Origin of the sequence: Salinisphaera japonica YTM-1, assembly GCF_003788585.1 — a bacterium.
Taxonomy (GTDB): Bacteria; Pseudomonadota; Gammaproteobacteria; order Nevskiales; family Salinisphaeraceae; genus Salinisphaera; species Salinisphaera japonica.
Genome location: NZ_AYKG01000034.1, coordinates 89,539 through 114,438, shown reverse-complemented (window position 1 = coordinate 114,438; position 24,900 = coordinate 89,539). Strand labels below are relative to the sequence as shown.

The 24,900-nt window shown below is 63.2% G+C and carries 23 protein-coding genes; 13 read left to right on the top strand and 10 right to left on the bottom strand.

What is annotated here, in order from left to right; translation table 11 throughout:
- Nucleotides 1-5 precede the first annotated feature (5 nt).
- On the bottom strand, nt 6-3,959 hold the full coding sequence (gene hrpA / locus SAJA_RS10930; RefSeq protein WP_123658705.1) for an ATP-dependent RNA helicase HrpA: 3,954 nt from the start codon (nt 3,957-3,959) through the stop codon (nt 6-8).
- A 79-nt stretch (nt 3,960-4,038) separates the two neighbouring features.
- On the opposite strand from hrpA, the gene SAJA_RS10925 reads away from it, so the two are divergent.
- Together SAJA_RS10925 and SAJA_RS10920 are read left to right on the top strand one after the other, a co-directional pair.
- Nucleotides 4,039-4,440, top strand: coding sequence for an acyl-CoA thioesterase (locus SAJA_RS10925; RefSeq protein WP_123658704.1), 402 nt, complete (start codon nt 4,039-4,041; stop codon nt 4,438-4,440).
- 31 nt (nt 4,441-4,471) lie between these two features.
- Complete coding sequence (locus SAJA_RS10920) at nt 4,472-5,338, top strand: N-acetylmuramoyl-L-alanine amidase (RefSeq protein WP_123658703.1); 867 nt, start codon at nt 4,472-4,474, stop codon at nt 5,336-5,338.
- Between the two features lie 697 nt (nt 5,339-6,035).
- Here the strand turns inward: SAJA_RS10920 and SAJA_RS10915 are convergent.
- From SAJA_RS10915 to SAJA_RS10880, 8 genes are all read right to left on the bottom strand, one after another.
- Entirely contained in the window at nt 6,036-6,860 is an 825-nt protein-coding gene (locus tag SAJA_RS10915) for a hypothetical protein (RefSeq protein ID WP_123658702.1), read from the bottom strand.
- A gap of 66 nt (nt 6,861-6,926) precedes the next feature.
- The gene (locus SAJA_RS10910; RefSeq protein ID WP_123658701.1) at nt 6,927-8,081 is read right to left on the bottom strand and encodes a 5-(carboxyamino)imidazole ribonucleotide synthase; all 1,155 of its coding nucleotides are present in this window, start codon (nt 8,079-8,081) and stop codon (nt 6,927-6,929) included.
- The gene (gene purE, locus SAJA_RS10905) at nt 8,078-8,569 is read right to left on the bottom strand and encodes a 5-(carboxyamino)imidazole ribonucleotide mutase (RefSeq protein ID WP_123658700.1); all 492 of its coding nucleotides are present in this window, start codon (nt 8,567-8,569) and stop codon (nt 8,078-8,080) included. Before purE ends, SAJA_RS10910 begins: the two co-directional genes overlap by 4 nt.
- Before the next feature lie 72 nt (nt 8,570-8,641).
- Nucleotides 8,642-9,259, bottom strand: a complete 618-nt coding sequence (locus SAJA_RS10900) for a TPM domain-containing protein (protein WP_123658699.1) — start codon at nt 9,257-9,259, stop codon at nt 8,642-8,644.
- A gap of 25 nt (nt 9,260-9,284) precedes the next feature.
- Entirely contained in the window at nt 9,285-10,079 is a 795-nt protein-coding gene (locus tag SAJA_RS10895) for a TPM domain-containing protein (RefSeq protein WP_148070965.1), read from the bottom strand.
- A complete protein-coding gene (locus SAJA_RS10890; protein ID WP_123658698.1) occupies nt 10,079-10,681 on the bottom strand; it encodes a LemA family protein in 603 nt (200 codons plus the stop codon). The genes SAJA_RS10895 and SAJA_RS10890 overlap by 1 nt, the downstream gene beginning before the upstream one ends.
- A gap of 46 nt (nt 10,682-10,727) precedes the next feature.
- Nucleotides 10,728-11,429, bottom strand: coding sequence for a hypothetical protein (locus tag SAJA_RS10885; protein WP_123658697.1), 702 nt, complete (start codon nt 11,427-11,429; stop codon nt 10,728-10,730).
- Nucleotides 11,426-12,709: an MATE family efflux transporter gene (locus SAJA_RS10880; RefSeq protein ID WP_123658696.1), complete on the bottom strand. Its 1,284-nt coding sequence runs from the start codon at nt 12,707-12,709 to the stop codon at nt 11,426-11,428. Before SAJA_RS10880 ends, SAJA_RS10885 begins: the two co-directional genes overlap by 4 nt.
- 182 nt (nt 12,710-12,891) lie before the next feature.
- Here SAJA_RS10880 and gph point away from each other — a divergent pair, with 182 nt between their 5' ends.
- The 9 genes from gph to SAJA_RS10835 all read left to right on the top strand — a co-directional run bounded on the left by gph (nt 12,892) and on the right by SAJA_RS10835 (nt 20,633).
- Nucleotides 12,892-13,593, top strand: coding sequence for a phosphoglycolate phosphatase (gene gph / locus SAJA_RS10875; protein WP_184999854.1), 702 nt, complete (start codon nt 12,892-12,894; stop codon nt 13,591-13,593).
- Nucleotides 13,590-14,576, top strand: coding sequence for an XdhC family protein (locus SAJA_RS10870; protein ID WP_123658694.1), 987 nt, complete (start codon nt 13,590-13,592; stop codon nt 14,574-14,576). Before gph ends, SAJA_RS10870 begins: the two co-directional genes overlap by 4 nt.
- Nucleotides 14,573-15,151 (top strand): nucleotidyltransferase family protein, encoded by a 579-nt coding sequence (locus tag SAJA_RS10865; protein ID WP_123658693.1) that lies wholly within the window; start codon nt 14,573-14,575, stop codon nt 15,149-15,151. The genes SAJA_RS10870 and SAJA_RS10865 overlap by 4 nt, the downstream gene beginning before the upstream one ends.
- A gap of 189 nt (nt 15,152-15,340) precedes the next feature.
- Nucleotides 15,341-16,024, top strand: coding sequence for a (2Fe-2S)-binding protein (locus SAJA_RS10860; RefSeq protein WP_123658692.1), 684 nt, complete (start codon nt 15,341-15,343; stop codon nt 16,022-16,024).
- 3 nt (nt 16,025-16,027) lie between these two features.
- Entirely contained in the window at nt 16,028-17,011 is a 984-nt protein-coding gene (locus tag SAJA_RS10855) for an FAD binding domain-containing protein (protein ID WP_123658691.1), read from the top strand.
- 15 nt (nt 17,012-17,026) lie between these two features.
- On the top strand, nt 17,027-19,231 hold the full coding sequence (locus SAJA_RS10850) for a xanthine dehydrogenase family protein molybdopterin-binding subunit (protein ID WP_123658690.1): 2,205 nt from the start codon (nt 17,027-17,029) through the stop codon (nt 19,229-19,231).
- 203 nt (nt 19,232-19,434) lie between these two features.
- Complete coding sequence (locus tag SAJA_RS10845) at nt 19,435-20,127, top strand: response regulator transcription factor (protein ID WP_123658689.1); 693 nt, start codon at nt 19,435-19,437, stop codon at nt 20,125-20,127.
- A 40-nt stretch (nt 20,128-20,167) separates the two neighbouring features.
- Entirely contained in the window at nt 20,168-20,407 is a 240-nt protein-coding gene (locus tag SAJA_RS10840; protein WP_123658688.1) for a DUF4160 domain-containing protein, read from the top strand.
- Complete coding sequence (locus SAJA_RS10835; protein ID WP_123658687.1) at nt 20,367-20,633, top strand: DUF2442 domain-containing protein; 267 nt, start codon at nt 20,367-20,369, stop codon at nt 20,631-20,633. Before SAJA_RS10840 ends, SAJA_RS10835 begins: the two co-directional genes overlap by 41 nt.
- A gap of 366 nt (nt 20,634-20,999) precedes the next feature.
- Here the strand turns inward: SAJA_RS10835 and SAJA_RS10830 are convergent, their stop codons facing one another.
- Nucleotides 21,000-22,325: a 2-hydroxycarboxylate transporter family protein gene (locus tag SAJA_RS10830; protein ID WP_123658686.1), complete on the bottom strand. Its 1,326-nt coding sequence runs from the start codon at nt 22,323-22,325 to the stop codon at nt 21,000-21,002.
- 185 nt (nt 22,326-22,510) lie between these two features.
- Between SAJA_RS10830 and SAJA_RS10825 the strand changes: the two genes are divergently transcribed.
- Nucleotides 22,511-24,148 carry an ATP-binding protein gene (locus tag SAJA_RS10825; RefSeq protein ID WP_123658685.1) on the top strand — a complete coding sequence of 546 codons (1,638 nt, stop codon included), beginning with the start codon at nt 22,511-22,513 and terminating at the stop codon, nt 24,146-24,148.
- Nucleotides 24,145-24,888, top strand: a complete 744-nt coding sequence (locus SAJA_RS10820; protein WP_123658684.1) for a response regulator — start codon at nt 24,145-24,147, stop codon at nt 24,886-24,888. The genes SAJA_RS10825 and SAJA_RS10820 overlap by 4 nt, the downstream gene beginning before the upstream one ends.
- The last annotated feature ends 12 nt before the right edge of the window (nt 24,889-24,900 follow it).

The window sequence follows — 24,900 nt, the reverse complement described above, 5'->3', positions numbered from 1 at the left end:
CAGGCCTAACCGCGCGCCCTAGCCAGCTGCTCGTCCAGCCGCTTGCTCGAGACTTTCATATCGGTGCCGAGTTGCTGAGCAAACACCTGCACACGGTATTCCTCGATCATCCAGCGCAGGGTGATCAACGGCTCGCCGAGCGGGCCGCGCCGTGCGGCTTTATCGGCCGCGGTCTTGTAACCCCCCCAGTAGGGGGCGATCTGTTGCATGCGCCGCTTGTCCTCGGCCGCGCCGTCGCGAGCCAGCTTGTCCAGGCGCGCCTCGATGGCGGCCATGTAACGCTCGAGCGCGGCCGCGCGGGCACCGGGATCCGGCGCACTGGATAGAAACCCCACGTGCACGAGATGCGCGATCTGATCACGCATGTCCTCCACGGCGGCCATCCAGTCGAGGCCAATATTCTTGGACAAGCGTTTGCGGATCATCACCAGCCGATCCAGCGCCGGGCCGAGCGCGGCCCACAAGGCCACCGCATCGGCCATGATGTTGCTGCGGATGGTTTCCAGTGTCTGTGCGAAGCTCGCCTGGCGGGTGATTGGTGCCGTCATACGCGCCTCGATCAGCGCGTTGAGCAGCTCGGCGACCAGCGCGCCTTCGGGATCAGCCTGCTGGGCGGCGATCACGTCCGCGGACACACCGGCTGTCGCCGGCGGCGCCTCGAGCGTGCCCACCGCGTGTTTCTTGAGCCCGGGCAGGTCACGCTTGATCAGGCGCCCCGGCCGGCCAAGATTGAGCCGCACAAGCCGGCGCGTGCCCAGACGATGGGCCGCCCCGGCCTGCTCGGCATCGTCCATCAGGCACAGATCGACGTGTGTGCCGCGATCGACCAGCGCCGGATACGCCTCGATCGATACCCCGGCATGCCGAATCGTGACCGGTTCGGCCAGTTCGGCGTCGGGCCAATCCGTCAGGCCGTCCTGACGCATGTCATGCGACATCGCCGTATTCACGGCCTCGTGCGCACGCTCGGCCAGTTCGCCGCGTAGCGCGTCGATATCGCGCCCGGCGGCGATGGCGTTGCCTTCATCGTCGATGATTTCAAACCGCATGCGCAGATGCGCGCTCGGTGCGAAGTCGTCCCAGGCATCGGCCGGAATCAGCACGCCGGTCATCGCCTTGATGGCCTCGCGCAGGGCCTCGCGCGGCTCGCCCTGGCCGAATTCCGCACGCTCGGCCGCGGCCCGCGCAAAATCGGGCGCCGGCACCACCGACTTGCGCCATTTCTTGGGCAGCGCCTTGAGATATTCGCGGAATTTTTCTTCCAGCAGCCCCGGCACGAGCCACTCGGCGCGTTCGGCCGACATCTGGTTGAGCGCGGCCAGCGGTATCCGCGCCGTTACGCCGTCGGCGGCCGTGCCCGGCTCGAAGGCATAATCGAGTGCGACCGGCAGATCGCCCAGGGTCATGGACTCGGGATAAGCGGCTTCCTCGAGCTCCACGCCGGCCGAGCGCAGCAGCTCGTCCTCGTCGAAGTAAAGCGCCCGCGCCTCGTTCGTCTTCAGCCACTGATCCAGTGTCTTGCGATCGGTGACCCAGTCATCCAGACGCAGCTCATAGAAGGCGGCCTGGGTCGCCTCGTCGACCAGCAGATCGCGGCGTCGAAACCTGGCCTCACGCGCCTCGATCTCTTCGACCACGGCCTGGTTATAGGCCAGAAACTCCGGCAGGCGCCCCCGCTTATCGGCCACGGCAAAGGCCACCAGGCCGTCGCGAACGAATATCGCGCGCGCCGCGACCGGGTCGATACGTGAAAAATCGACCTTGCGGCCGTCGGCCACGGTCAGCCCGAAGAGCTTGACCCGCTCTCGGGCGGCCACCTGGCCGCGTTTTTTCTCCCAGTGCGGCTCGTAGTGCTCTCGCGTGAGCAGATGCGCGGCCGCCTCCTCGATCCATGTCGGATCCACACCGGCGACCGTATGGGCATAGAGCGCGCTGGTTTCCAGCAGCTCGCCGGCCACGATCCATTGCGGCTGGCGCTTGGAAAGCCCGGAGCCCGGAAAGATACGAAACTTGCGCCCACGGGGGCCCTGATATTCCGCCGCTTTTTTCTTGCGCGACCTGGCCCCGCCCTTGCCGTCATCGGCCGGCGCGTCGAGCTGGCCGATATGATCGAGCAGGCCGGGCAAGAGTGCTTTGTGCACGGCCACGGGGTCGGCCTCGGCCAGGCGTCCACGCGCCGGGTCACCGTCCAGGCCCATGTCATGGCCGATGCGCCGGAGCTGGCGTACCAGATCCTCCCATTCGCGCATGCGCATGAAGTTGATGAAGCGGGTCTTGCACCACTGGCGCAGCTTGTTCGAGGACAGCTCGTGGCGTGCCTCGCCAAAGGCGTCCCAGAGTTTGAGCAGGCTGATGAAATCGGACGCCGTATCGATGAACGGCTTGTGGGCTTCGTCGGCGGCTTGGCGATGGGCTGACGGGCGCTCGCGCGGGTCCTGGATCGTCAACCCCGCGGCGATCACGCGCAGGGCAACGGGCACCCCGTAGCGGTGACCGGCCACCAGCATGCGCCCCACACGCGGATCCAGCGGCAGGCGGGCCAGCTGCCGGCCGAGCTTGGTGATGCGTTTATTGTCCAGCGCCTGGAGCTGGGTCAGCAGCGTGCGGCCGTCGTTGATATAGCGCCGCTCGGGCGGATCGATGAACGGAAAGGCCTCGATATCGCCGAGCTTCAGGTCGGCCATCGTCAGCAGCACGTTGGCCAAATTCGTGCGCCGGATCTCCGGGTCGGTGAATTCCGGCCGACCGAGAAAATCGTCTTCATCGAACAGCCGAACACAGATCCCCGGGGCGACACGCCCGCAGCGTCCGGCGCGCTGATTGCACGAGGCCTGCGATACCGGCTCGATGGGCAGGCGTTGTACCTTGGCCGCGGTCGAGTACCGGCTGATGCGTGCCAGGCCCGTATCCACCACGTAGCGAATACCCGGTACGGTCAGCGAGGTTTCGGCCACGTTGGTCGCCAACACCACGCGATAACCCTTGGACGGCGAAAAGATCCTGTTCTGGGCCGCGCGCGTCAGCCGGGCATAGAGCGGGACCACCTCGGCCGGCCACTTGCCACCGGCCAGCGCTTTGGCCAGATGCTGTTCGGCGTCGCGAATATCACGCTCACCGGGTAGAAAGACCAACACGTCGCCTGGACCTTCTCGCCAGAGCTCACGAACCGCGCCCTCGATCGCGCCCGGCGTATCGTCGGTTTCCGGCGGCCGGTAGCGCACCGTCACCGGATAGCCACGGCCTTCGACGTTGATGATCGGGGCATCGGCAAAGAACTCGGCAAAACGCTCGGGATCAATCGTCGCCGAGGTCACGATCACGCGCAGATCGCCGCGTTTCTCCAGCACACGCTTGAGATAGCCCAGCAGGAAATCGACGTTGAGCGTGCGCTCGTGGGCCTCGTCGATGATGATCGTGTCGTACTGGTTGAGATAACGATCACGCGCCGTCTCGGCCAGCAGAATACCGTCGGTCATCAGCTTGATCTGGCTGGCCTCGGAGACCTGGCTGTCGAAGCGGGTCTGAAAACCCACCAGATCACCGAAGGCCGTGCCGGTCTCTTCAGCGATCCGCTGGCCCACGCTGCGTGCGGCCAGCCGGCGCGGCTGGGTGTGGCCGATGCGCCCGCGTGCCCCCAGCCCGGCCTGCATGCAGATCTTGGGCAGCTGGGTGGTCTTGCCAGAGCCGGTTTCGCCGCAGACGACCACGACCTGGTGTTGTTCCAGGGCCTCACGGATTTCATCGGCCCGTTCAGTGACCGGCAGGCCCTCGGCCAGCGCGATATCGGGACGCGCGGCCAGGCGTGACTCGGTTCGGGCGGCACTTGCAGCAATATCCGCGGTGACGGTCTCGCGCTGTGCGGCGTCACGCGTCTTTTTAAGACGTTGTTCTAGCCGATGGGCATCACGCGTCTGGGCGTGTTCGATCAAGGCCTCGGCGGCGGGCTCTGTCTGGCGCAATCAATACCTCGGTGTCGATGAGACTGTGACGCAGCACACAGCTGCTTTAATCTTGAGTAGCCCAGTAACAGGACCCGTCATGAATTTCCATACTCGCAAATGGATATCGCCGGAGGATCTCAACCCCAACGGCACGCTGTTCGGCGGCAGCCTGTTGCGCTGGATCGATGAAGAAGCCGCGATCTATGCCATCGTGCAGCTCGAGAACCCGCGTATCGTCACCAAGTACATCTCGGAAATCAATTTCGTGTCTTCGGCGCGTCAGTCCGACATCATCGAGCTTGGCATCGTGGCCACCCGCTTCGGACGCACCTCGCTGACCATGCGAGCCGAGGTGCGCAACATGATCACGCGCAAGTCGATACTCACCATCGACGAGCTGGTCTTCGTCGCCATGGACGAAGATGGGCATCCTGTACCGCACGGCAAGACCGAAATCACGTATCTCGACAAACGACCGGATACGCTGGATCAATCCTGAGCGTTTCCCAACCTCGACGAGCCCGATCTGCATGACACAGCCCACGCCACACGTTGCACGCGCCCGCCGACGCGGCCTCTATCTCGTCACGGCGCTCCTGGCGCTGGCCACGCTGGCCGGCTGTGGCGCGCCGGCCACGCTGAAAGAGCGCGGTGGCTACTGGGCGGATCAGAGTGCCAACGCACAGGCCTATAATCATCGGGTTCGGTTTCTGGTGATCCACTACACCGGGGGCGACACACAGCGCGCCTTCAACGTGCTGACCGGGCCCAACGTGAGCACGCACTATCTGGTCACCCCGCAGCCGCCACGGCAAAGCGGCGAGCCGGTGGTCTACCAGCTTGTACCCGAGGCCGAGCGAGCCTGGCAGGCCGGGGTGAGTCACTGGAACGGCCGCGAGCAGATCAACGACACCTCCATCGGTATCGAAATCGTCAACCAAGGCCCGGTGGATACCAACCGCCTGGTGCAGTGGTATCCCTTCGCCGACGGCCAGATCGACGCGGTCATCGCCCTGGCCCGCGATATCGTGGCCCGCTATGACATCGCCCCGGCCAACGTCGTGGGCCATTCCGATATCGCTCCCGGGCGCAAGATCGATCCCGGCCCGTTGTTTCCCTGGCAGCGTCTGCACGCCGCCGGCGTCGGCGCCTGGCCCGACGCCAACCTGGTGGCGCAATATCAACGCCGGTTTGTCACCAACCCGCCGAGTCTGTACCAGACCCAAGTCAAGCTGGCCCACTACGGCTACGACATATCCGCCACCGGCACGATGGATGCCCAGACAAAACGGGTGCTGCGGGCGTTCCAGATGCATTTCCGACCGAGCGACTACAACGGCTATCTCGACGCCGAGACCCAGGCCCGACTCTGGGCGCTCGATGATCAATATCGCTGAGTGTTCATTCCCGGATTCACGCTAATCAATACAGACGGTTATCCGCAGATGGACACAGATGACGCAGATATGGGAGTGGTGGTCGGCCGCGCATAACGGCTGAATGCATGATCGGCCGTTCGCTGAATATTGAAATTGGCGGGATACAGCATCCTGCTTCCAAGCATTGCCCCGCATCTATTTTCCTCGCGGCGTCGACAGCCGCGTGTCGTCCACTCGGCCATGATCCCAGCGAAACGCCAACTCCACATCGGCGTCATCTGCGTCCATCTGCGGATTGTCTTCTGTCTTGAGCTACCGCGCAGAAGGTTTGGCGCCTGGTTCGATAAACATCGTCCGCGAATGGACGCCAATAACCGCAAATGAATACAGGCATTTATCCGCAGACGGACGCAGATATGGGATTTGTGGTCCGCCGCGCGTAGCGGCTGAGTGCGCGTTCAGCCGTTCGCTGAATACAGCATTTTACTTCCACGCATTGCTCTGTATTCATTTTATGGCGCGTCGATGGCCCCTTATCGTCCACTCGGCCATGATCCCAACGAAACGCCAAGTCCACATCGGCGTGATCTGCGCCCATCTGCGGATTGTCTTCTGTTTTCTTATCGCGCCCGCTGATTTTTCTCGCGGACATAAAAAAGACGACGCCGGGGCGTCGTCTTTTTTAGCTTAACGAATCAGCTGATTCGCAGCGGTTTCACATCGGGGGAACGGTGCCGTTCTGGCCCACGATGACCTTTTTGGCGGTATAGCCTTTCTTGCCGTTGCTGGAGACGATCGCAAAGGCGTGTTCGCCGGTCTTCAGGTCGGAGACCTTGCCCGGTGCCACCTTGACCGTGGGCACGTCCTTGGGCACGACGATGGTCTTGCTGCCCTCGCCGTAATCGACGGTCAGCGTCATCTTTTCGCTATCGTTGGACGACTGCGTGACCGTACCGTTGGTCATGCTCGAACCGGCCGTCATGGAACCGCTGCTATCCGAGCCACTGCTCTTGGACGTCACGGTGCCGTTGGTCATGCTCGAGCCGGCGCTCATCGAACCTTCCGACTTGGCGGTGACAGTGCCGTTGGTCATGCTGGAACCGGCCGTCATCGAGCCGCCGGACTGCTTGTCCGAGTCCTTGGCGGTCTTGGCGTCCTTGTTCACCATCGAGGGCGAGAGATCCCAGCCGTAATCACCCAGGCCCATGCCTTTCATCGACGGCGGGAAGATGACCATCTCAAGCGCGGTGTTGCCACCGTCTTGCTCGACGTTGGCCGTGCCGATGAAGGTGCCCTTCTCGATATTGTTCAGATCACCGGGCATGGCCGTGGCAATACCGGTATCGCCGGACAGCTTGATCTTGTGCGTGGTGCCATCCTTGGCCTGCAACTTGAAGCTGTTCTTGGACACCGACGTGATTTCGCCGCGCAGATGCTGCGTGTCGTTGTCGGCCGCAAACGCGGGCATGGCCGTCGCGGCCGTGGTCAGCGCGATACCGCAGGCGACTGCAATGTTCTTGTGCAAAATCAGGTTACGCATGATTTGACTTATCTCGTGTGATTTGTAGTAACCCGAACCTAACACGCTTTCATGAACGCGCGGTGTCTAGCCCCCGGCCAGACGCTGGCGTGCGGCAATCGCGCGTTGCGCGGCATCCTCGCTGTCTTTACCGAAGACCGTCATGTGTCCCATCTTGCGGCCGGGCCGCGGGCTGGTCTTGCCGTAAAGATGCAGTTTGAGATCCGGATCAGCCAGAACGCTGGCCCAGTCGGGCTCGCCGTTGGCCCAGAGATCGCCCAACAGATTGACCATGGCCGAGGGGGCCAGGCGCCGCGTCGAGCCCAGGGGCAGGCCGCATACGGTGCGAAGCTGTTGTTCGAACTGACCGGTCACGCAGGCGTCGAAGGAAAAATGCCCGGAATTGTGGGGCCGCGGGGCCAGTTCGTTGACCACCAGCTCGCCGTTGTGGCCCACGAAGAATTCCACGCACAGCACGCCCACCACATCGAGCGCTTCCAACACGCCGGCCGCGATCTCGATGGCGGCGTCCCGAATCGCCGGGTCGGTGATGCCGTCGGCAATCGAAACATCCAGAATATGATCGGCGTGCCGGTTTTCGGTTACACCATAGTGCGTGAAGGCACCGTCCACGCCGCGAGCCGCGACCACCGATACCTCGCAGGCGAAATCGAAAAAGCCTTCGAGCACGGCCTCGCCCTCGCCGATCGCCTGCCAGGCGGCCTGGGCCTGATCGGGCGCGTGGATGACCATCTGGCCCTTGCCGTCATAGCCAAAGCCGGCCGTCTTGAGCACGCAAGGCGTGCCCAGGCGCTCAATGGCCGGGGCCAGGCTGGCGTAGTCGGGCACGTGCTCGAAAGGCGCGGTGGGGAAACCCGCCGCGTGCAGGAAATCCTTCTCGCGTCGCCGGTGCTGGGCGATATGCAGCACCTGGCCTCTAGGGCGTACCGGCACGTACCGCGCGGCAGTTTCGGCGGCCTCGAACGGCACGTTCTCGAACTCGAAGGTCACCACGTCGACCTGCTGCGCGAAGCGCGCCACGGCGTCGAGATCGAGATAGTCGGTAACCGTTTCGTGGTCCGCGATCTGGCCCATCGGGGTTTCCCGGCCCGGCGAAAAAGTCGCCACGCGATAGCCCATGCGCCGTGCGGACAGACCCAGCATGCGCCCGAGCTGGCCGCTGCCCAACACGCCGATGGTGGCGCCGGGGGCCAGAATACGTCCGTCGTCTTGTTCGTTCATGACAGCGTCTGGCCCTCGACCTTGGCCGCTTGTTCGTCGCGAAACGCCTGCAGACGCTGGCGCAATTCGGGCCGAGTGGTCGCTAGCTGGGCGATCGCAAACAGGGCCGCGTTACGCGCACCGGACTCACCGATAGCAAACGTGGCCGTGGGCACGCCGCCCGGCATCTGCACGATCGACAGCAGCGAATCCAGCCCGCTGAGGGCCCGGCTTTTCACCGGCACACCCAATACCGGGACGAGCGTCTGCGCGGCCACCATGCCCGGCAGGTGGGCTGCCCCGCCAGCACCGGCGATGATGGCCTCCAGGCCGCGCGACTCGGCGCTGAGCGCGTAGTCGCGCATCTTGTCGGGCGTGCGATGTGCGGAGACGATCTCGCACTCGTGCTCGATATCGAAGCGCTCGAGGATTTCGCGCGCCGCGCGCATGGTGTCCCAGTCCGAGGAACTGCCCATGATCACACCGATCAGCGGACTTTTTGATTCCATCCTTGCCCCCTGCAGGCCCGTGGAAAAACCGGGGATTCTATGCGCACGGCCCCCGGCGGTCCATCTCGTGAATTAGTCGAGCACGACCAGGCGATCCGACAGCTCGTTGCGCTCATGTGTTGCCGGCACGGCCCGGGCCAGATGCGTGCCACAGGCCTGGATACATTCGATGAAGCCCTCGGCGGTCTCGTTCCTGGCCACGCGCTGCGTGAACGTCGCGATCAGTTCGGCGAACACCGTGTCGTCGATACGCTCGGCGATACCGTGATCGACCAGGATCTCGACGTAGTGCTCGGCCTCGGCCACGAAGATCAGCATGCCCGTGGCATCGTCGGTACGGTGCAGGTTCTGGGCCAGAAACTGTTCCCGGGCCAGTAATGCTGCGCGCTCGTGGCGCAGGCGTTTGGGCACCAGGCGCGGCGCGACCCGAGGGTTGCGAAAGACCAGCCCGGCGATCACGAAAACCAGCCACTGGGTGAGCAGCAACGTGCGTCCGTCCAGCCCGCCGATGAAAAAAGCCACGATGCCCGGGCCGATCAGCGCGACAAGCGCGGCCCAGAACAGCCCGATCCAGCGATAATCGTCGGCACTGGCGGCCACCACGGTGACCACCTCGGCATCGGTGTGGCGCTCGATTTCGGTCACGGTGGCCGCGATGCGCTCGCGTGCGGTCTTGTCGAACAGAGTCATCGCTTGTGTCCTTGTCTTAAAAGTCTCACCAGCCACCGGACGCCCCGCCGCCGCCGAAGCCGCCGCCACCGCCGGAGAATCCACCACCGCCACCGAAACCACCGCCGGTGCCGCCGCCAAAGCCACCCCCCATAGGGATGAACCAGGGCATGCCGCGCCCGCGCCGACCACGCCGGCCGAAACCGCCACCCCCGCCGCCGCCGAACAGCGCGATAATCGCCACCATCAGGCCCACGAACATCAGCGTATGCATCATCGACGGATCGTCGCGCCCGCGCTCATCGGCCTGTGTCAGGGCTTGCCCGGCGGCCTCACCCGGATCCACACCCAGCGTCTTGACGATGGCGGCCGCTCCGGCGAGCACGCCCTGATCGAAATCGCCCTGCTTGAAGGCCGGCTCGATGATGCGCCGGATGATGGCCGCCGCGCGGGCATCGGTCAGCGTGCCCTCCAGGCCATACCCCACCTCGATACGAATGGCGCGCTGCGCTTGCGCGATGATCAGCAATACGCCGTTGTCCTTGGTCTGATCGCTGGGCGCGCCTTTCTGGCCGATGCCCCAGGCCCGGCCCAGCTGATAGCCATAGGTCTCGATCGGCGTATCGCCGATATCGGCCAGGGTGACAACCACGAGCTGGTCGCTGGTGGCTTTTTCCAGGCCGGCCGACAACCGCGTGAGCTGGCGCTCGTTCGTCTCGGACAGCATATCGGCCTGATCGACCACACGCCCGGTCAGCTCGGGGAACTCGGGCGCGGCCTGGGCGCCGGCGGCGGCCAGCAGCAGCAACAGCAGGGCGACAACGTTGCGCAGAGGCGTCATCAGAACTGGACCGTGGGGGCTTGTTCGGCGTTCGGCGTGGTGGCCCGGAAGTTCGCGTGGGGTTCCTTGTCGCTATACATGATCCAGTGCCAGAACCGGCCCGGGAACGTCGCCAATTCGGTGTTATAGGCCTGCACGGCCTGGATATAATCCCGCCGGGCCACGGCGATCCGGTTTTCTGTACCTTCCAGCTGTGATTGCAGCGTCAGGAAATTCTGATTGGATTTGAGCTGCGGATAACGCTCGGAAACCGCCAGCAAACGCGACAGGGCACCGCCAAGCCGGTCCTGCGCGGCGATGTAATCCTGCATCTTCTTCGGATCGTCGAGCGTGGAGGCATCGACGTTGATCGATGTTGCCTTGGCCCGAGCTTCGGTCACCGAGGTCAGCGTCTCCTGCTCCTGCTTGGCATAGCCTTTGACCGTAGCCACCAGGTTGGGCACGAGATCAGCCCGGCGCTGATATTCATTCTGGACCTGAGCCCAGGTGGCGTTCACCGCCTGCTCTTTCTGTGGAATCTGGTTGATACCACAGCCGGCCAGCAGCAAGACAAGCGATAACGCCATTAAAAGCGGCCACTGCATCGATCGATACCCGGACATGCAACGCTCTCCCGAAAAACACGAGTCAGCACGCATGGTAAGCCAGTCAGAACGCCAGCTGGCCAGATTCGTGTTCCGCGGCGAACGGACGGGCCTTGGCCAATGCCATCCAGTGCCGGGTTTCCAGGGTGTACTCGCCCATGGGCGCGATACGGGCGATACGCAGGCCCTGCGCCGGGTCATAGAACATGACGCCGTAATCGGCCGGGATTTCCGACACGCTGGCCACCCCGTCGGCCAGCACGAAATAGATACTGGCCGCCAGTTCGCGATAACGCTCGATCTTGGCGTTACGCAGCTCGCCCAGCAGATCGGCCCGGCTGACCTTGATCTCGTGAACCTGGGGGGCCAGATGATCGGCCCGCAGACCGCGCACGAGCGAGAACACATCCGGCTTGCAGCTGCGCCACCTGCCCTCGTGAACCGTGCGGATCGACAGCTCAGTGAACACCAGGCGCCCGGCCGCGGCCAGGTGGCGGGCCGCGGCATGCACGGCCGCGGCGTGGGCCTGGCGTGCCGCGCGATTGGCCACCAGCCCCTGGGCCAGCGCGTCGCGCCCGGCCCCGCTCAGCTCGAAAACGCTGGCCGTATCGCGCCCGATACGCTCGACGATCAGCCCCCAGCGCAACAGGTCGATATCGATATTGTCGTGGTGCGCCCAGCCCTGGCTGCGCCAGTAATGGCGCAGACGCGTGGCGTGACGCCGCGGCAAGGGCGACGGCGCGGGCTCGTCGATACCGTCGCTCATGCCGCGGCCGCGGCCTCATCGATCCGCGCCAGGCTCACACGAAAGGTGATCCAGGCCATCAGGCCCGCCAGAATATTACCGGCCAGCGCGCCGATCGCGATCGAGGTCATCGTGCCGTACCACACGCCAAGCGCAACACAGGGCAAGTAACACACGAACAGCCGCGCAAACGAGATCAGCATCGCCCGAAACGGCCAGTTCAACGCGTTGGAGGCCGAAACCACCAGCATGCAGATGCCCAGCAGCGCATAGCTCGGCAACATGAACCGGATCAACGAGACCAGCCCGTCCTGTACCGCCGCCGCCCCTGCCAGGCCCTGGGCAACCCATGGTGCGGCAAGCGCCATGACGATGCCAAACGCCAACTGCCAGACCAGCGCGGCCTGAAACGCGATATAGGTCAGTGCGCGAATCCGTTGCCAGTTGCCCGCGCCGTAGCAATGCCCCAGCCAGGGCGGCAACGACATGGTCAGCCCCAGCACGACCATCAACGACATGGTTTCGAGCCGGCTCTGCAGGCCCCAGGCCGCCACGGCCTGATCGCCCAGCGAGGCGATGAGCCCGGTCGCGGCCATCGCCGCCAGCGGCGGCATGAGCTGGCTGATCATCGCCGGGCCGGCGATGGTGGCAAATGGCCCGGTCGAGCGCTGGATTTCCGGGCCGAGCTCAGTGAGTGAGAGCCAGTTCTCGCGGGACAGGCGCAGGCACAGAATCACCAAGCCGATGAAAAACGCGATCACGGTGGCGATCGCTGCCCCTTGTAGCCCGAACGACGGCACCGGGCCGAAACCGAAGATGAACACGGGATCCAGCGCCAGGTTCAGCAGGCTCGTGAGCACCATGAGCGTGCCCGGCACCTTGGTGTTGTTGTGGGCACGAAACAGGGTGTAGCCGAAATACAGCATCGCGCCCAGCCAATTGGCCGGCAACTGGACAGCCCAGTACGGGCTGATCAGATCCAGCGTTTCCGCGTTGGCGCCGAGCTGGGAGAACAACAGCCCTCGCGCAAACCAGAGGATGACGGCCAGCACACCGAGCGCCGCGGTGCCGCCGAACAGCACCAACGAGCCCAATCGCCGCGAGCGCTCGATCTCACCGGCGCCGATCGCCCGGGAGATGAGGGCGGCGATCGCGATGCCCAGACCCACCTGAATGCCGATCATCAAGAACGTGACCGGAAACGTGAACGACTGGGCCGCCAATGGCTGCGTGCCCAGGTGCGATACGAAAGCCGCGTCCACCAGTTGAAACCCGAGCAACGACAGAACGCCGATCGCCATGGGCCAGGTCTGATGAAACAACTGTCGACGCAATGAGCCGTAAGAATAATCGGACGCGGATTCCGACAAGAGCGCGCACCTTGGCAAGAAACGATGGGCGTGATTCTACGCTTACCGATTCGGCCTCGATGCGTCTTACACTATCGGCCTGGTTCGCAAGCTGCGACAAACGAATGACAACCGTGAAAACCGCCCGCGGCCACTGGCCCACGGCCTTGATCTTCGATCTGGACGGCACCCTGGTCGACAGCGCGCCGGATATCGCCGCAGCTGTCCAGCGCGCGCTGGCCGATCACGATATCGCTATCGACAGCGCCGAGATCCGTGACTATATCGGCGACGGAGCCGCCCGCCTGATCGAACGCGTGCTGGCTGCCCGCGATATCGTGGCGGATTCGGCAGCCCTGGCCGGTTACGTCGATGATTTCAACGCGCATTATCATGCCGCACCCGCCTCGCATACGCAGTGCTACCCCGGCGCGCGCGAAATGCTCGCGCAGGCACGGGCCCGCGGCCATCGCCTGGGCATCTGTACGAACAAGCCACAGCCGGTGGCCGAGCGCGTACTTGCTGAATTGGGCCTGGCCGCACAGATCGATGTGCTCATCGGCGCCGGCACCTACGCGCTCAAACCCGATCCGGCCCCGCTCCTGGCCTGCCTGTCGGCATTGGACGCCGATCGGAATACCACGCTCTATATCGGTGATATGGCCGTGGATCGCGATGTCGCCCGCGCGGCCGGGCTGCCGGTCGTGCTGGTATCGTTTGGCTATGCCCACGCCGATGTTTCCGAGTTCGCCCCCGAAGCCGTCTTGCATCACTGGCATGACTGGCCGGACGTGTGTCAACGCCTGGCCGATGCCCGCACCGCCGAGGGTTTATGAGTGATCTGAACGCCCCCACGCGCGTCGACTGGCCGGCCTGGCCAGTCTATGGCCTACTCGATGATCTGTTGCCGACATTGACCGAGTGGCAGACCGACTATGGCCGTATTGCCCTGGCCACGCTCGTGGACATCGTGGGCTCATCGCCCCGCCCGCTGGGCAGCGAAATGGCCATTACCCCGGATGGGCGCGTGGCCGGCTATGTCTCGGGCGGCTGTGTCGAGGGTGCAGTCGCCGCCGAGGCCGCGGATGTCATCACGAGCGGCACGCCGCGGCTGCTGGATTATGGCGCGGGCAGCCCGGTGCTCGACGTACAGCTGACCTGTGGCGGCCGGATCGGCATCCTCGTGCGCCGAATCGATGACCTGGCCGCCCACGTCGCCGAACGCCAAGCCGCCCGTCACGCCCGGCGTGATTTGTGGGTCGATATCGACCGTGAGACCGGCGCGGCGTGCCTGCCAGCAGCGACAACCACCCCGCCACCAACGAACGTATTTCGCCAGCACTATGCCCCGCCGGTCCGCGTGGTGCTGGTCGGCAGCGACCCGGTAACGCTGGCCGTGGCCCAGGCGGCCCACCAGCTGGGTATGGAAGTCGGCCTGATTCGACCGTATGGGCCGAGTGCGCCGCCGCCGGGGCTGCGCCTGGCTTTCTACGACACACGAATCCTGTCGGCTGCACTGGCGGACCTGGCGCTCGACGCGACCAGCGCGCTCTACAGCCTCACCCACGATATCGATGACGATGAAGCCGTGCTCAAACACGGCCTGGCCTCATCGGCCTTCCGGCTGGGCGTGCTCGGCAGCCGCCGCAAGGCCGACGAACGCCGCCAGCGGCTGGCCGCGCAGGGCTATGACGAGACCGATCTGGCACGTATCGATATGCCCGCAGGCCTGGATATCGGCGCGATCAACCCACGAGAAATCGCGCTCTCGATCACGGCCGCCATCATCGCGGCCCGGCCGCGCGCTCATCCGGCGTGAATGCCCTGATCGTGGCCGCCGGACGATCCAGGCGCTTCGGCCTGGCCAACAAACTACTCGCCCCGGTGGCCGGGCGGCCGTTGATCGTGGTCAGCGTCTCGCGGGTACTGGCTGCCACGCGTGGACCGGTCACGCTCGTGCTCGGGCACGAGGCCCACCGCATCGCGGCCGCCCTGGCACGTCACGGGGTGCTTACCCACCCGCGCCTCAAGATTGCGCGCAACCGTCATCCACGCGCCGGCATGGCGGCCTCCCTGGATACAGCACTCGACGCCGCCCCGCGCCTGGATAGCGTGGTCACGGTGTATCTCGCCGACATGCCGAATATCGTTGCTCGTCAAGACCGCGTGCTGGCGCGTGCCGTGCGTGCCGGCTGGCCCGTTGCGCGCGTTGGCGCCGGGCACCGCCCCGGGCACCCGGTGCGCCTGCGGCGCAGCGCGATCGCAGCCCACGCCAAGCCGGGCCGGCTGGCGCGCACGGCAAAGGCCTGTCGCGAAACCACCTGTGTCATCGAGGTGCCCACGCGCGCGATCCTCGACGTCGATACACGCCAGATGATACGCAGTCTCATCTGATATCGAAGGAACCGCGCCTGAGCCAATTGTGTGCAATACAAGTCTCGCCCGGCCGTTGTTAACATAACTACATAACGAACCGCGCCGCGTTTATTGACGCGAATCGCGCCGACGATAAGCGTAGCCTTACAGTAATCCGACTGCTTGACTTCAAAGCGGTGTGATCACCGCGTCATGGAGACGTAATCGATGAAAGACGATCAAGATTTCGATCGTGACACCGGGGCCGATACACCCCGGTCGAATGCCAGCGAGCATTCGCCCTCACGCCGGCGCTTCATGCGCAATATCGGCTTGTCGGGTCTGGCCGCCGGTGCCGCATCCACGGGCTTTGGCGGTGCAGCCTTTGCAGCCGGCGACAAGGTCAAGGAAGCCGATACCGATGCGCCCGCCGAGGGCATGCAGCGGGTGTCGTTCAAGATCAACGGCGAGATGAAACAGGTCGACGTCACGCCCAACGCCGTGCTGCTGGACGTCATTCGTCATCGCCTGGACATGCCGGGCACCAAGAAAGGCTGTGATCACGGCCAGTGCGGCGCTTGCAACGTGCACGTCAACGGCGAGGTCATCAACTCCTGTTTGAGCCTTGCGGTGATGCACGAAGGTGACGAGATCACCACCGTGGAAGGCCTGGACAGTGAAAAAGATCTGGGCCCGTTGCAGCAGGCGTTTCTGGAAAACGACGGCTACCAGTGTGGTTACTGCACGCCCGGCCAGATGATGGCGGCCAGCTATATCCTCAAGGACGATCGCATCGGCAATTCCGGCGACGAGCTGCGCCAGGCCATGAGCGGCAACCTGTGCCGCTGTGGCGCCTACAAGAACATCGTGGCGGCGATCCAGGACGCACGCGGCAAGGTTTCGGAGGCTTAATCCATGCGCGATTTCTCTTACATGCAAGCCGACAGCGTGGGTGCGGCCGTGGCCTCACACGCCAAGGGCGCCGATTCGGCCTATATTTCGGGCGGCACCACGCTGCTCGACCTGGCCAAGCTCGAAGTCATGCGCCCCGGCCATGTGGTCGACGTACGCAAGACCGGCTACGACACCGTCGAGCAGCTCGACGACGGGCGCCTGCGCATCGGCACCAACGTGACCAATACGGATCTGGCCTATCACCCGATCGTGAAAGAGCACTACACCGTGCTCTCCGACGCGCTGCTTTCCGGTGCCTCGACCTCGATCCGCAACAAAGCCACGACCGGTGGCAATGTGATGCAACGGGCGCGTTGTGCTTATTTCCGTGATACGGCAGCCCCCTGCAACAAGCGCGAGCCGGGTTCCGGGTGTTCAGCGATTGGCGGTCACGCACGCAGCGTATTCGCCGTACTGGGCACCTCCGAGCACTGTGTTGTGGCCCACCCCTCGGATATGTGCGTGGCCATGGCCGCCATCGGCGGCGTGGTCAACGTGGAAGGCCCGAACGGCAAACGTGATATCGATTTTCTCGATTTCCATCTGCTGCCGGGTGATACGCCGCATCTTGAGCACGCGCTGGAAGCCGACGAGATGATCACCCACGTCACGCTCAACGCACCGATCAAGGGCGGCAAGTCGCACTATCTGAAACTGCGCGATCGTGCCTCCTATCAGTTCGCCCTGGCGTCCTCGGCCGTGATCGTGGCCATGGACGGCGACGTCGTGCGTGATGCGCGTATCGCCATGGGCGGTGTCGGCACCAAGCCGTGGCGTGCCGCCGAGGCGGAAAAATCGCTGACCGGCAAGCCGGCCACCGAAGAAAACTTCGCCAAGGCAGCCGATATCCTCTTCGCCAACGCCAAGCCCACCGACGACAACGCGTTCAAGGTGCCGCTTGGCAAGCAGGCCGTCGTACGCAGCCTGCAAACCGTTACGGCTTAATTCGGAGCGAGCTTCATGAGCAATGACATCATCGGCGCGGCCAAGCCGCGTATCGACGGTCCGGACAAGCTATCGGGCCGTGCGCGTTATGCCGCCGACCATTATCCGGCCAATCTGACTTATGCCTACGGCGTGTTCTCGAACATCGCCTCGGGCAAGATTGCATCGATCGACGTCGAAAAGGCCAAGAAACAGCCCGGCGTGATCGAAATTTTCCATCACGACAACTTCCCGAAGCTGCACCGCAGCCCGTCGAACTTCGCCCAGCAGAACAAGGTCGATGAGGCGCGCCTGCCCTTCGAGGACAACAACGTCTATTACGGCGGCCAGTTCGTGGCCCTCGTGGTGGCCGACACCTTCGAAAACGCCCGCGACGCGGCGCATTTCGTCGATGTGACCTATCAAGAATCCAAGCCGGTCACCAGCCTGACCGCCGCCTTGAAAAACGGCGATCCCAAGCAGGCCAAGAGCAGCCGCCATACCCGTGGCGATGCCGACTCGGCCTTTGCCAGTGCGGCCCATCAGGTGGATGTGACCTACACCACCCCAGTGGAAACCCACAACCCGATGGAAATGCACGCCACGACGGCCGATTGGAACAACGGCAATCTGACGTTCTATGAAGCCAGCCAGGGCGTGGTCTTCGCAAAGAACACGATCGCCGCGGTGTTCGGTATCAACCCGGCACGCATTGATGCCCGGGCGCCGTATATCGGCTCCGGCTTCGGCAGCAAGCTATGGATCTGGCCGCACGCCGTGGCCGCAACGGCAGCCTCGCGCGAGCTGGGCCGGCCCGTGCAGCTCGTGGTGCCGCGCGCGCAGATGTTCACCACCACCGGCCATCGCCCGGCCACGCATCAGAACCTCAAGCTCGGGGCCGATGCCAACGGCAAGCTGCAGGCGATCGTTCATGACTCGGTCAACTCGACCTCGTTCGTGGGCAACTACGTTGAAACCTGCGGCAGCGTGACCAAAAGCCTTTACGACTGTTCCAACGTACGGGTCACCCACGCCACGGCCCAGGTCAACCAGGGCACGCCAACCTCCATGCGCGCGCCGGGCGCGGCCCCTGGGCTGTTCGCCCTGGAATCGGCCATAGACGAGCTGGCCGAAAAGATCGGCATGGATCCGCTGGCCCTGCGCAAGGCCAATTACACCGAAACCGACGGCTCCAAGAGCCTGCCGTTTTCCAGCATCCACCTGATGGAGTGCTACGAAAAAGGCGCGAAAGAATTCGGCTGGGACAAGCGTACCCCTGAAATCGGGTCGATGAAGAACGGCACCGAAATTCTCGGCTGGGGCATGGCCGCCTGTAACTGGGAAGCCTTGAAGCGCGATTGCAACGCACGTGTTGCCCTGCGCGCCGACGGCACGGCCTTTGTTTCCTGTGCCACCCAGGACATCGGCACCGGCACCTACACGATCGTGGCCCAGACAGCCGCCGACGTGCTCGGCCTGCCGCTGGACAAGATTCACGTCGAGCTGGGCGATAGCGCCTACCCGAGCGGGCCGTTATCGGGTGGTTCTTGGGCCTCTGCCTCGGCGTTGCCGGCCATCCACGCCGCTGCCAAGAAAGCCGCGGACCAGCTCAAGGGTTATGCGGTCGAGGAAGACGCGGTGTTCGCCGATGCCAAGACAGACGATCTGTCGCTGGCCGACGGCAAGCTTTCGCTCAAGGGCGGTCAATCGGTCGATTTCGTGCAGATCCTGCAGAAGCGCAAGGTCGCCGAAGCCTTCGGCGAGGCTTATACAACGGGTGCGACCGGCGACGAGTACTCCTTCCGCTCCTTTGGCGCGCACTTCGTCGAGATCGGCTGGGATCCGGGCATTTCACGTCTGCGCGTGAACCGCGTGGTCAGCGCCATCGACTGCGGACAGATCGTCAACACCAAGACGGCCTCGAATCAGGTCGAAGGCGCAATCGCCATGGGTATCGGCATGGCGTTGTTTGAGCAGACCGAGTACGACCATCGCTCGGGCATGCCGGTGAACAACAACTATGCCGAGTACCTGGTACCCACGCACGCCGACTACCCCGAAGACGTCAACGTGCTGCTTCTGGATTATCCGGATTACAAGTTCAACGATCTGGGGATCCGTGGCATCGGCGAAATCGGTATCACCGGCATGGCTGCGGCAGTGGCCAACGCCGTGTATCACGCCACCGGCAAGCGGGTTCGTGACCTGCCGATCCGTATCGAGGATCTGATGAGCGCCTGATCATCGCGCCATCTCATAGGGCAACACGATAAAGACGGCCTTCGGGCCGTCTTTTTTTGTGCCCGAATAAATTGTCGTCGACGAATGTCGCAAACCGCGGTGACGAATTTTTTCCCGGTTGGGTTAAACCTTTGAAGTCAGGTGCTGTCTCATGAATGAAACCAATGAGTTAGATAGCCCGACGCCACGGACCCGACACGCTCATGCATGTACTGATCATCGAAGACGACCCGACCCTGGCCGTTGAAATCGGCGATGCACTGGAACAAGCCGGTGAAGAACCGGATTTCGCCGACGATGGCCCGCTGGCAATCCGCCTCTGTGAGATGAACCGTTACGATGCCATCGTGCTGGACGCTACGTTGCCGCGATGCGGCGATCCGGGCGGTTTCACCGACCGACTACGCGAGGCCGCACGACGGGCCACACCCGTGCTGGCCATGGCCAACTCGCCCGATATGTTGTCGCGCTGGCACGGCGAAGGGTTGGAAACGGTCATCTACCGACAGCGATCTGATATGGACGGCGTTCTCGGGGCCTTGCAAAAGCTCGTCCAGGAATGCGGTGATCCGATGGCCCAACTGTCGGCCGGCGATCTGCATCTGGATCTGGAACGACAGAGCGTCTACTGCGGCCAGATCCCGGTCGAGCTGGCCCCGATCAGCTTTCGTATTCTCGAACTTCTGGTTCGCGCGTTTCCCGGTGTCGTGACACGCACACAGATCGAAAAACAGATCTGGAACGACCAGCCGCCGGAATCCGATGCCGCACTGCGCGGCCATATCCACCGGCTACGCCAACTGCTCGAACGTCCGACAGCACGCAAGATGATTCGTACCGTCCACGGCATCGGGTATCAGCTGGAAAGTGCTGCCGGGCACCGACAAGCCTCGTAGATTATAAAGGCTTGGATTTGGTTATGCGCGAGGAATATGGATGAGCCCTACCGTATTCAGAGAGAAAGGGTATCGCTTCTTTTTCTTTTCGCGAGAAGAATCTCGCATGCATGTTCATATAGTCTCAGGTGATGGGGAGACTAAATTCTGGCTGGAGCCAGATATCGAGCTTGCCCAAAATCATGGTTACAACCGACAGCAGTTGAAAGAAATCGAATCACTGGTAGAGGATCACCGCGATGAGCTTATCAGCGCTTGGAAACAACACTTCGGCAGTTGAGGTGACCAATATCTCTGCACATGGCGTATGGCTTCTGGCGCACGACCGTGAATTTTTCATGCCATACGACGATTTCCCCTGGTTCAAGGAGAAGCCGGTCAGTGCCATCGTGAATGTGGAGGAGCAATCTCCGGGCCATTTCTACTGGCCCGAGCTCGATGTTGACCTTACGCAGAACATCATCGAGCATCCCGGAAGGTTCCCAAACGTCGCTTGCAACCCATAACCCGACCAGGCACGGCAACCTTTACGACATTGCGTAGCAATGCGTGAATGGTTACGAGCGGGTATCCGCAGATTGAAAGAAAGCAACTCGCGCCACGAGATCAGTTCTTTTTATATCGTCCGCAAATGAACGCGAATAAACGCGAATGAATACAGACGGTTATCCACAGATTTCCCAGATTAAAAACCGCTAAATAAATCGGCCGGCGAGCAACGATGACTCGTGAGCTATCGCACCCGTAAGCCAATCTGCGTCATCTGTGTAATCGGCGGATGTCGTCTTCTTTATTCCCGGTTATTGGCGTTCATTTGCGGACAGGATGGTCTTCTAATGACCGATGATCCAGTCACGGGCATCGGCGGACGGTTAATTCACCGAGCCGCCGCCGAGCATTGGCACGAGGATCCCGGCAATCAGAAGAATCAGCGCGCCGCCAAGCCGCGACGAGATCTGGGCAAAGGGCATCAGCTGCATGCGATTGGCGGCCGACAGCACGGCCACGTCGCCCGTGCCGCCCATGTTGGCCATGCACAGGCCTGCGGTAATCGCGGCCTCGATGGGGTAAAAGCCCATCAGCTTTCCGACCAGCCCCGCGCCCAGGCCGGCACCGGCCACCACGGCGAATACGATCATCACATAGGTGAAACTCACGGCATCGATGACCTGGCCGAGATCGGTATAAGCCACGCCAATGCCGAACAGCAATGCCATGGTCCAGTTCTTGGCCACGAACTCGAACCACTGGGCGGCCGCGTCGCTGATCTGCTGCGGCATGATGCCGGCGATCTTGATGCCCGCCACGAGCAGAATCATCAGGGCATAAGGATGCAGCGGAATCACGCCGCCAAGCATCTGGCCGCCGACATAGAACACCAGAGCGGCGACCAGGCCGACGCCCAGCTGATCGAAAGCGGGCGTCTGCTCGCGGGTGGCGATTTCCACGCCGGGCATCATCTGTCCGTCGCCGGTCAGCGACGGCACGCGTTTACCAAGGCCGTTGAGCAGGCCGGCGATGATGATGGCGAAGACATTGCCCAGTGCCAGCGCTGGCACAAGGATCGAAATATAATAGCTGGCGGGTTTGCCGAGCATCTGCTCGTAAATCTGGCTCATCGGCACAGCGCCGGCGCCCATGCCGCCGCCCATGATCGGCAAGGTGATCACGGTCACGGCTTCAACCGGCGAAAACCCGAGCATCGCGCCCACGAGCATGGCCAGAAGACAGGCCATGACGACGGCGCTGATCAAGGGCAACGCAAAACGTTTGCCGACCTTCACCAGGATCTCGGCCGGCATGCCCAGGATGCTCCCGGTGATCAGCGCAGCGATATAAAAATTCAGAAAACCGCCGCTGGTCATGAACGTTTCGACGTTGTCGATGACCGGGCCCGGCAACCAGCCGAAATACACGATGGTCGCTGCCCCGAATATCGACAGAATCGCCCCGCCGCCGAGGTAGGTACGCACTATCGGCAGACGGTCGCCGACAAAACCGAGCCCTTCGCCCAGAAGCATGATGACCAGAAACGCGCCGATCATGCCCGAGGGCAACGTGCCGGTCGCGGTAGCCACGATCAGTGCCAGTAGCGCGATCCCGAACACCGGCCACGGCATGAAGAATATATGCGGGCGCATCGATAACAGCCCGGTGTCGGGATCATTGGTCGCACGGGACTGGGACGTATCGCTCATGACAGGCATTCTCCGTCTTGTCGTATCGCGCGGGCTCGGGCGCCGCCGGCTTGGGGGCGCACTCGGCACGATCGGCTGCAAGCCACCATACTTAACCGCTTATGCAGAAACACGCAGCCGCTGAGCGGTTTTGTAATTAAATAAAACGGGTTTCGGCATCGAAATTCGTCTGAGTCGTGGTGCAAATGACACCTTGGTCGTACGACAATTCGCTGAATACGAATGACCGGTCGCGTGCCTGGCCGCTGGCCTCGGTGATCGTGATCTGGGCCTCGGCGCTCGTAGCTGCGACGCTGATGATGGCCTGGGGATTATTCAGCCACCAGCTATGGCACGGCATCGAGCATGCCCAGGGCCGCCGAGTGGTGAACACGGCACAGGCGGTCGCCGAGTGGCCCGGCGTGAAGCGCACGATCGCCCAGGCCAGGCCCTACACGCCCGACTCTTCGCTACAGACCCGTATCGAGGCCTTGCGCCGGGCCAGCGGCGTGGATTTCATCGTCGTTATGGACCGCCACGCCATTCGTCTGACCCATCCGACCGCCGCACGTATCAACCATCATTTTCGCGGCGACGACGAGCGCGACGCATTATCGGGCAAGACCTATACCTCGGTTGCCATGGGCACACTGGGGCGCAGTGTTCGCGGCTTCGCGCCGGTTAAAAACCAGGGTGATGACGTGATCGGCGCGGTATCCGTCGGCGTGCGCCTGGCCGCCTTGACCCCGGTTTATGCCGCCTCGCGCATGACATTGTTGGCCGGCCTGGCACTGATCGGTCTTGTTGGCGCGCTCGGCGCGTTTTTGCTGGCGCGTCGTATCAAGCGCCAGCTTCACGCCATGGAACCCATCGACATCGCGAGACTGTCAGCCGAGCATCAGGCGGTGCTGGACAGCATCCACGAAGGCTTGATTCTGGTGGGCATGGATCGTCGGGTGCGCTTGATCAATCCCGCGGCCAGGCGGCTGCTCAGAAGTGATAACACGGCCAGGCCGGGCGTTGGCGATCGGCTGGATAACCCGATGATCGGCAGCGATAACGCGGATACTGACGAACGTATTGATCGACCGCTGTGTATCGCCGGGCGTTATTTCCGGGGCAGCCTGCGTACCGTAGAAGGTGCGCAGGGACCGCTCGGCGCGGTGATTTCATTTCGCGATACGCAAGAGCTTCAGCGCCTGGGCGAAGAGCTGACGGGCGTACGCCGCTATGCCGATGCATTGCGCGCCAGCCAGCATGAGACAAAGAACCAGTGGCATGTGGTGCTGGGCCTGGCCGAGCTGGGCGATACGCCGGCTATAAAACGCTTTTTGGCGGACTTGATCGACTCACCTGTCTTATCGGGGAGTGAGCTGGCTACACATATCGCGGATCCGGTGCTGGGCGGTTTCTTGATCGCCAAGCAGGCAGAGGCACGCGAAACCAATACCACACTCAGTCTCGAGATCGAGCCGGTCATCCCGGTCGCCGCGAATACTGCCGATGTTCAGGCCGCCGTGGGCGTTCTGGGTAATCTTATCGATAACGCGCTCGACGCCCTGGCCGGCATGGCGCCGGCACGCGAGCCCGGCGTGGTCGTGGCACTGGCCTGGGAAGGGGATATTCTCAGCCTGTCCGTCAGCGACAACGGCTGCGGCATGACTCCGGCGCAAACCGAGCGGGCCACGATCCAGGGATTTACCACCAAGGGCGGCCAGCGCGGACTCGGGCTGTCGCTGGTGGCCCGCCGACTGGCGGATATGGGCCAGCCACTGCGTATCTATTCAACGCCGGGCGCCGGCACACTTGTCGAGGCCAGCATGGTGTTCGAGGCACAGGCATGAACGTACTCATCGTCGAAGATGATCCGATGGTCGCGCGCTTGAATGCGGGTTACCTCGCCCGGATGGCGGATTGCACCCTGATCGGCCAATGTCGTGATGTCGTCAGCGCGCGTGCCGTGCTCGAACGCGAGCGCGTTGATCTGGTGCTGCTGGATATCTATCTCGGGCGCCGCCATGGCCTCGATCTAGCCGAGTGGCTGCAGATCCATCGCCCCGATACCGACGTGATACTCCTCACAGCCGCCAATGAAGCCGATATGGTGCGCCGCGCGCATCAACTCGGTGTCCGAGATTACCTGGTCAAGCCGTTTTCGATCGAGCGCTTCATCGAGGCGATCACGGCCTGCCAGCGCCGTCGTCGCACGTTGGCCCGGGCCGATCGCTCCGTGGATCAAGACACGCTCGATGCCTTGTTTCGTACGCCGCATCCGGCGGCCCGCTCAATTGAGCGTCTGCCCAAGGGCTTGACCCAAACAACGCTGGCGAGCGTGATCGAAGCGGTTCACGCCGCCGCATCGAGCGCCGATCACGCGTTATCGACCGAAGTTGTTGCCGATCATGCCGATATTTCACGCGTGTCGGCCCGCAAATATCTGCGCTACCTCGTCGACAAGCAGGCGCTTGGCGAAACCTTTTCTTACGGCGCGGCCGGCCGGCCGGCGTTTCGCTATGCGCTGCTCGACGCCGCACTGCTCCGCCGGCTGGCTGACTGGGCCGCGCCCACAAAAAAGCCCCTGTAAAAACAGGGGCTT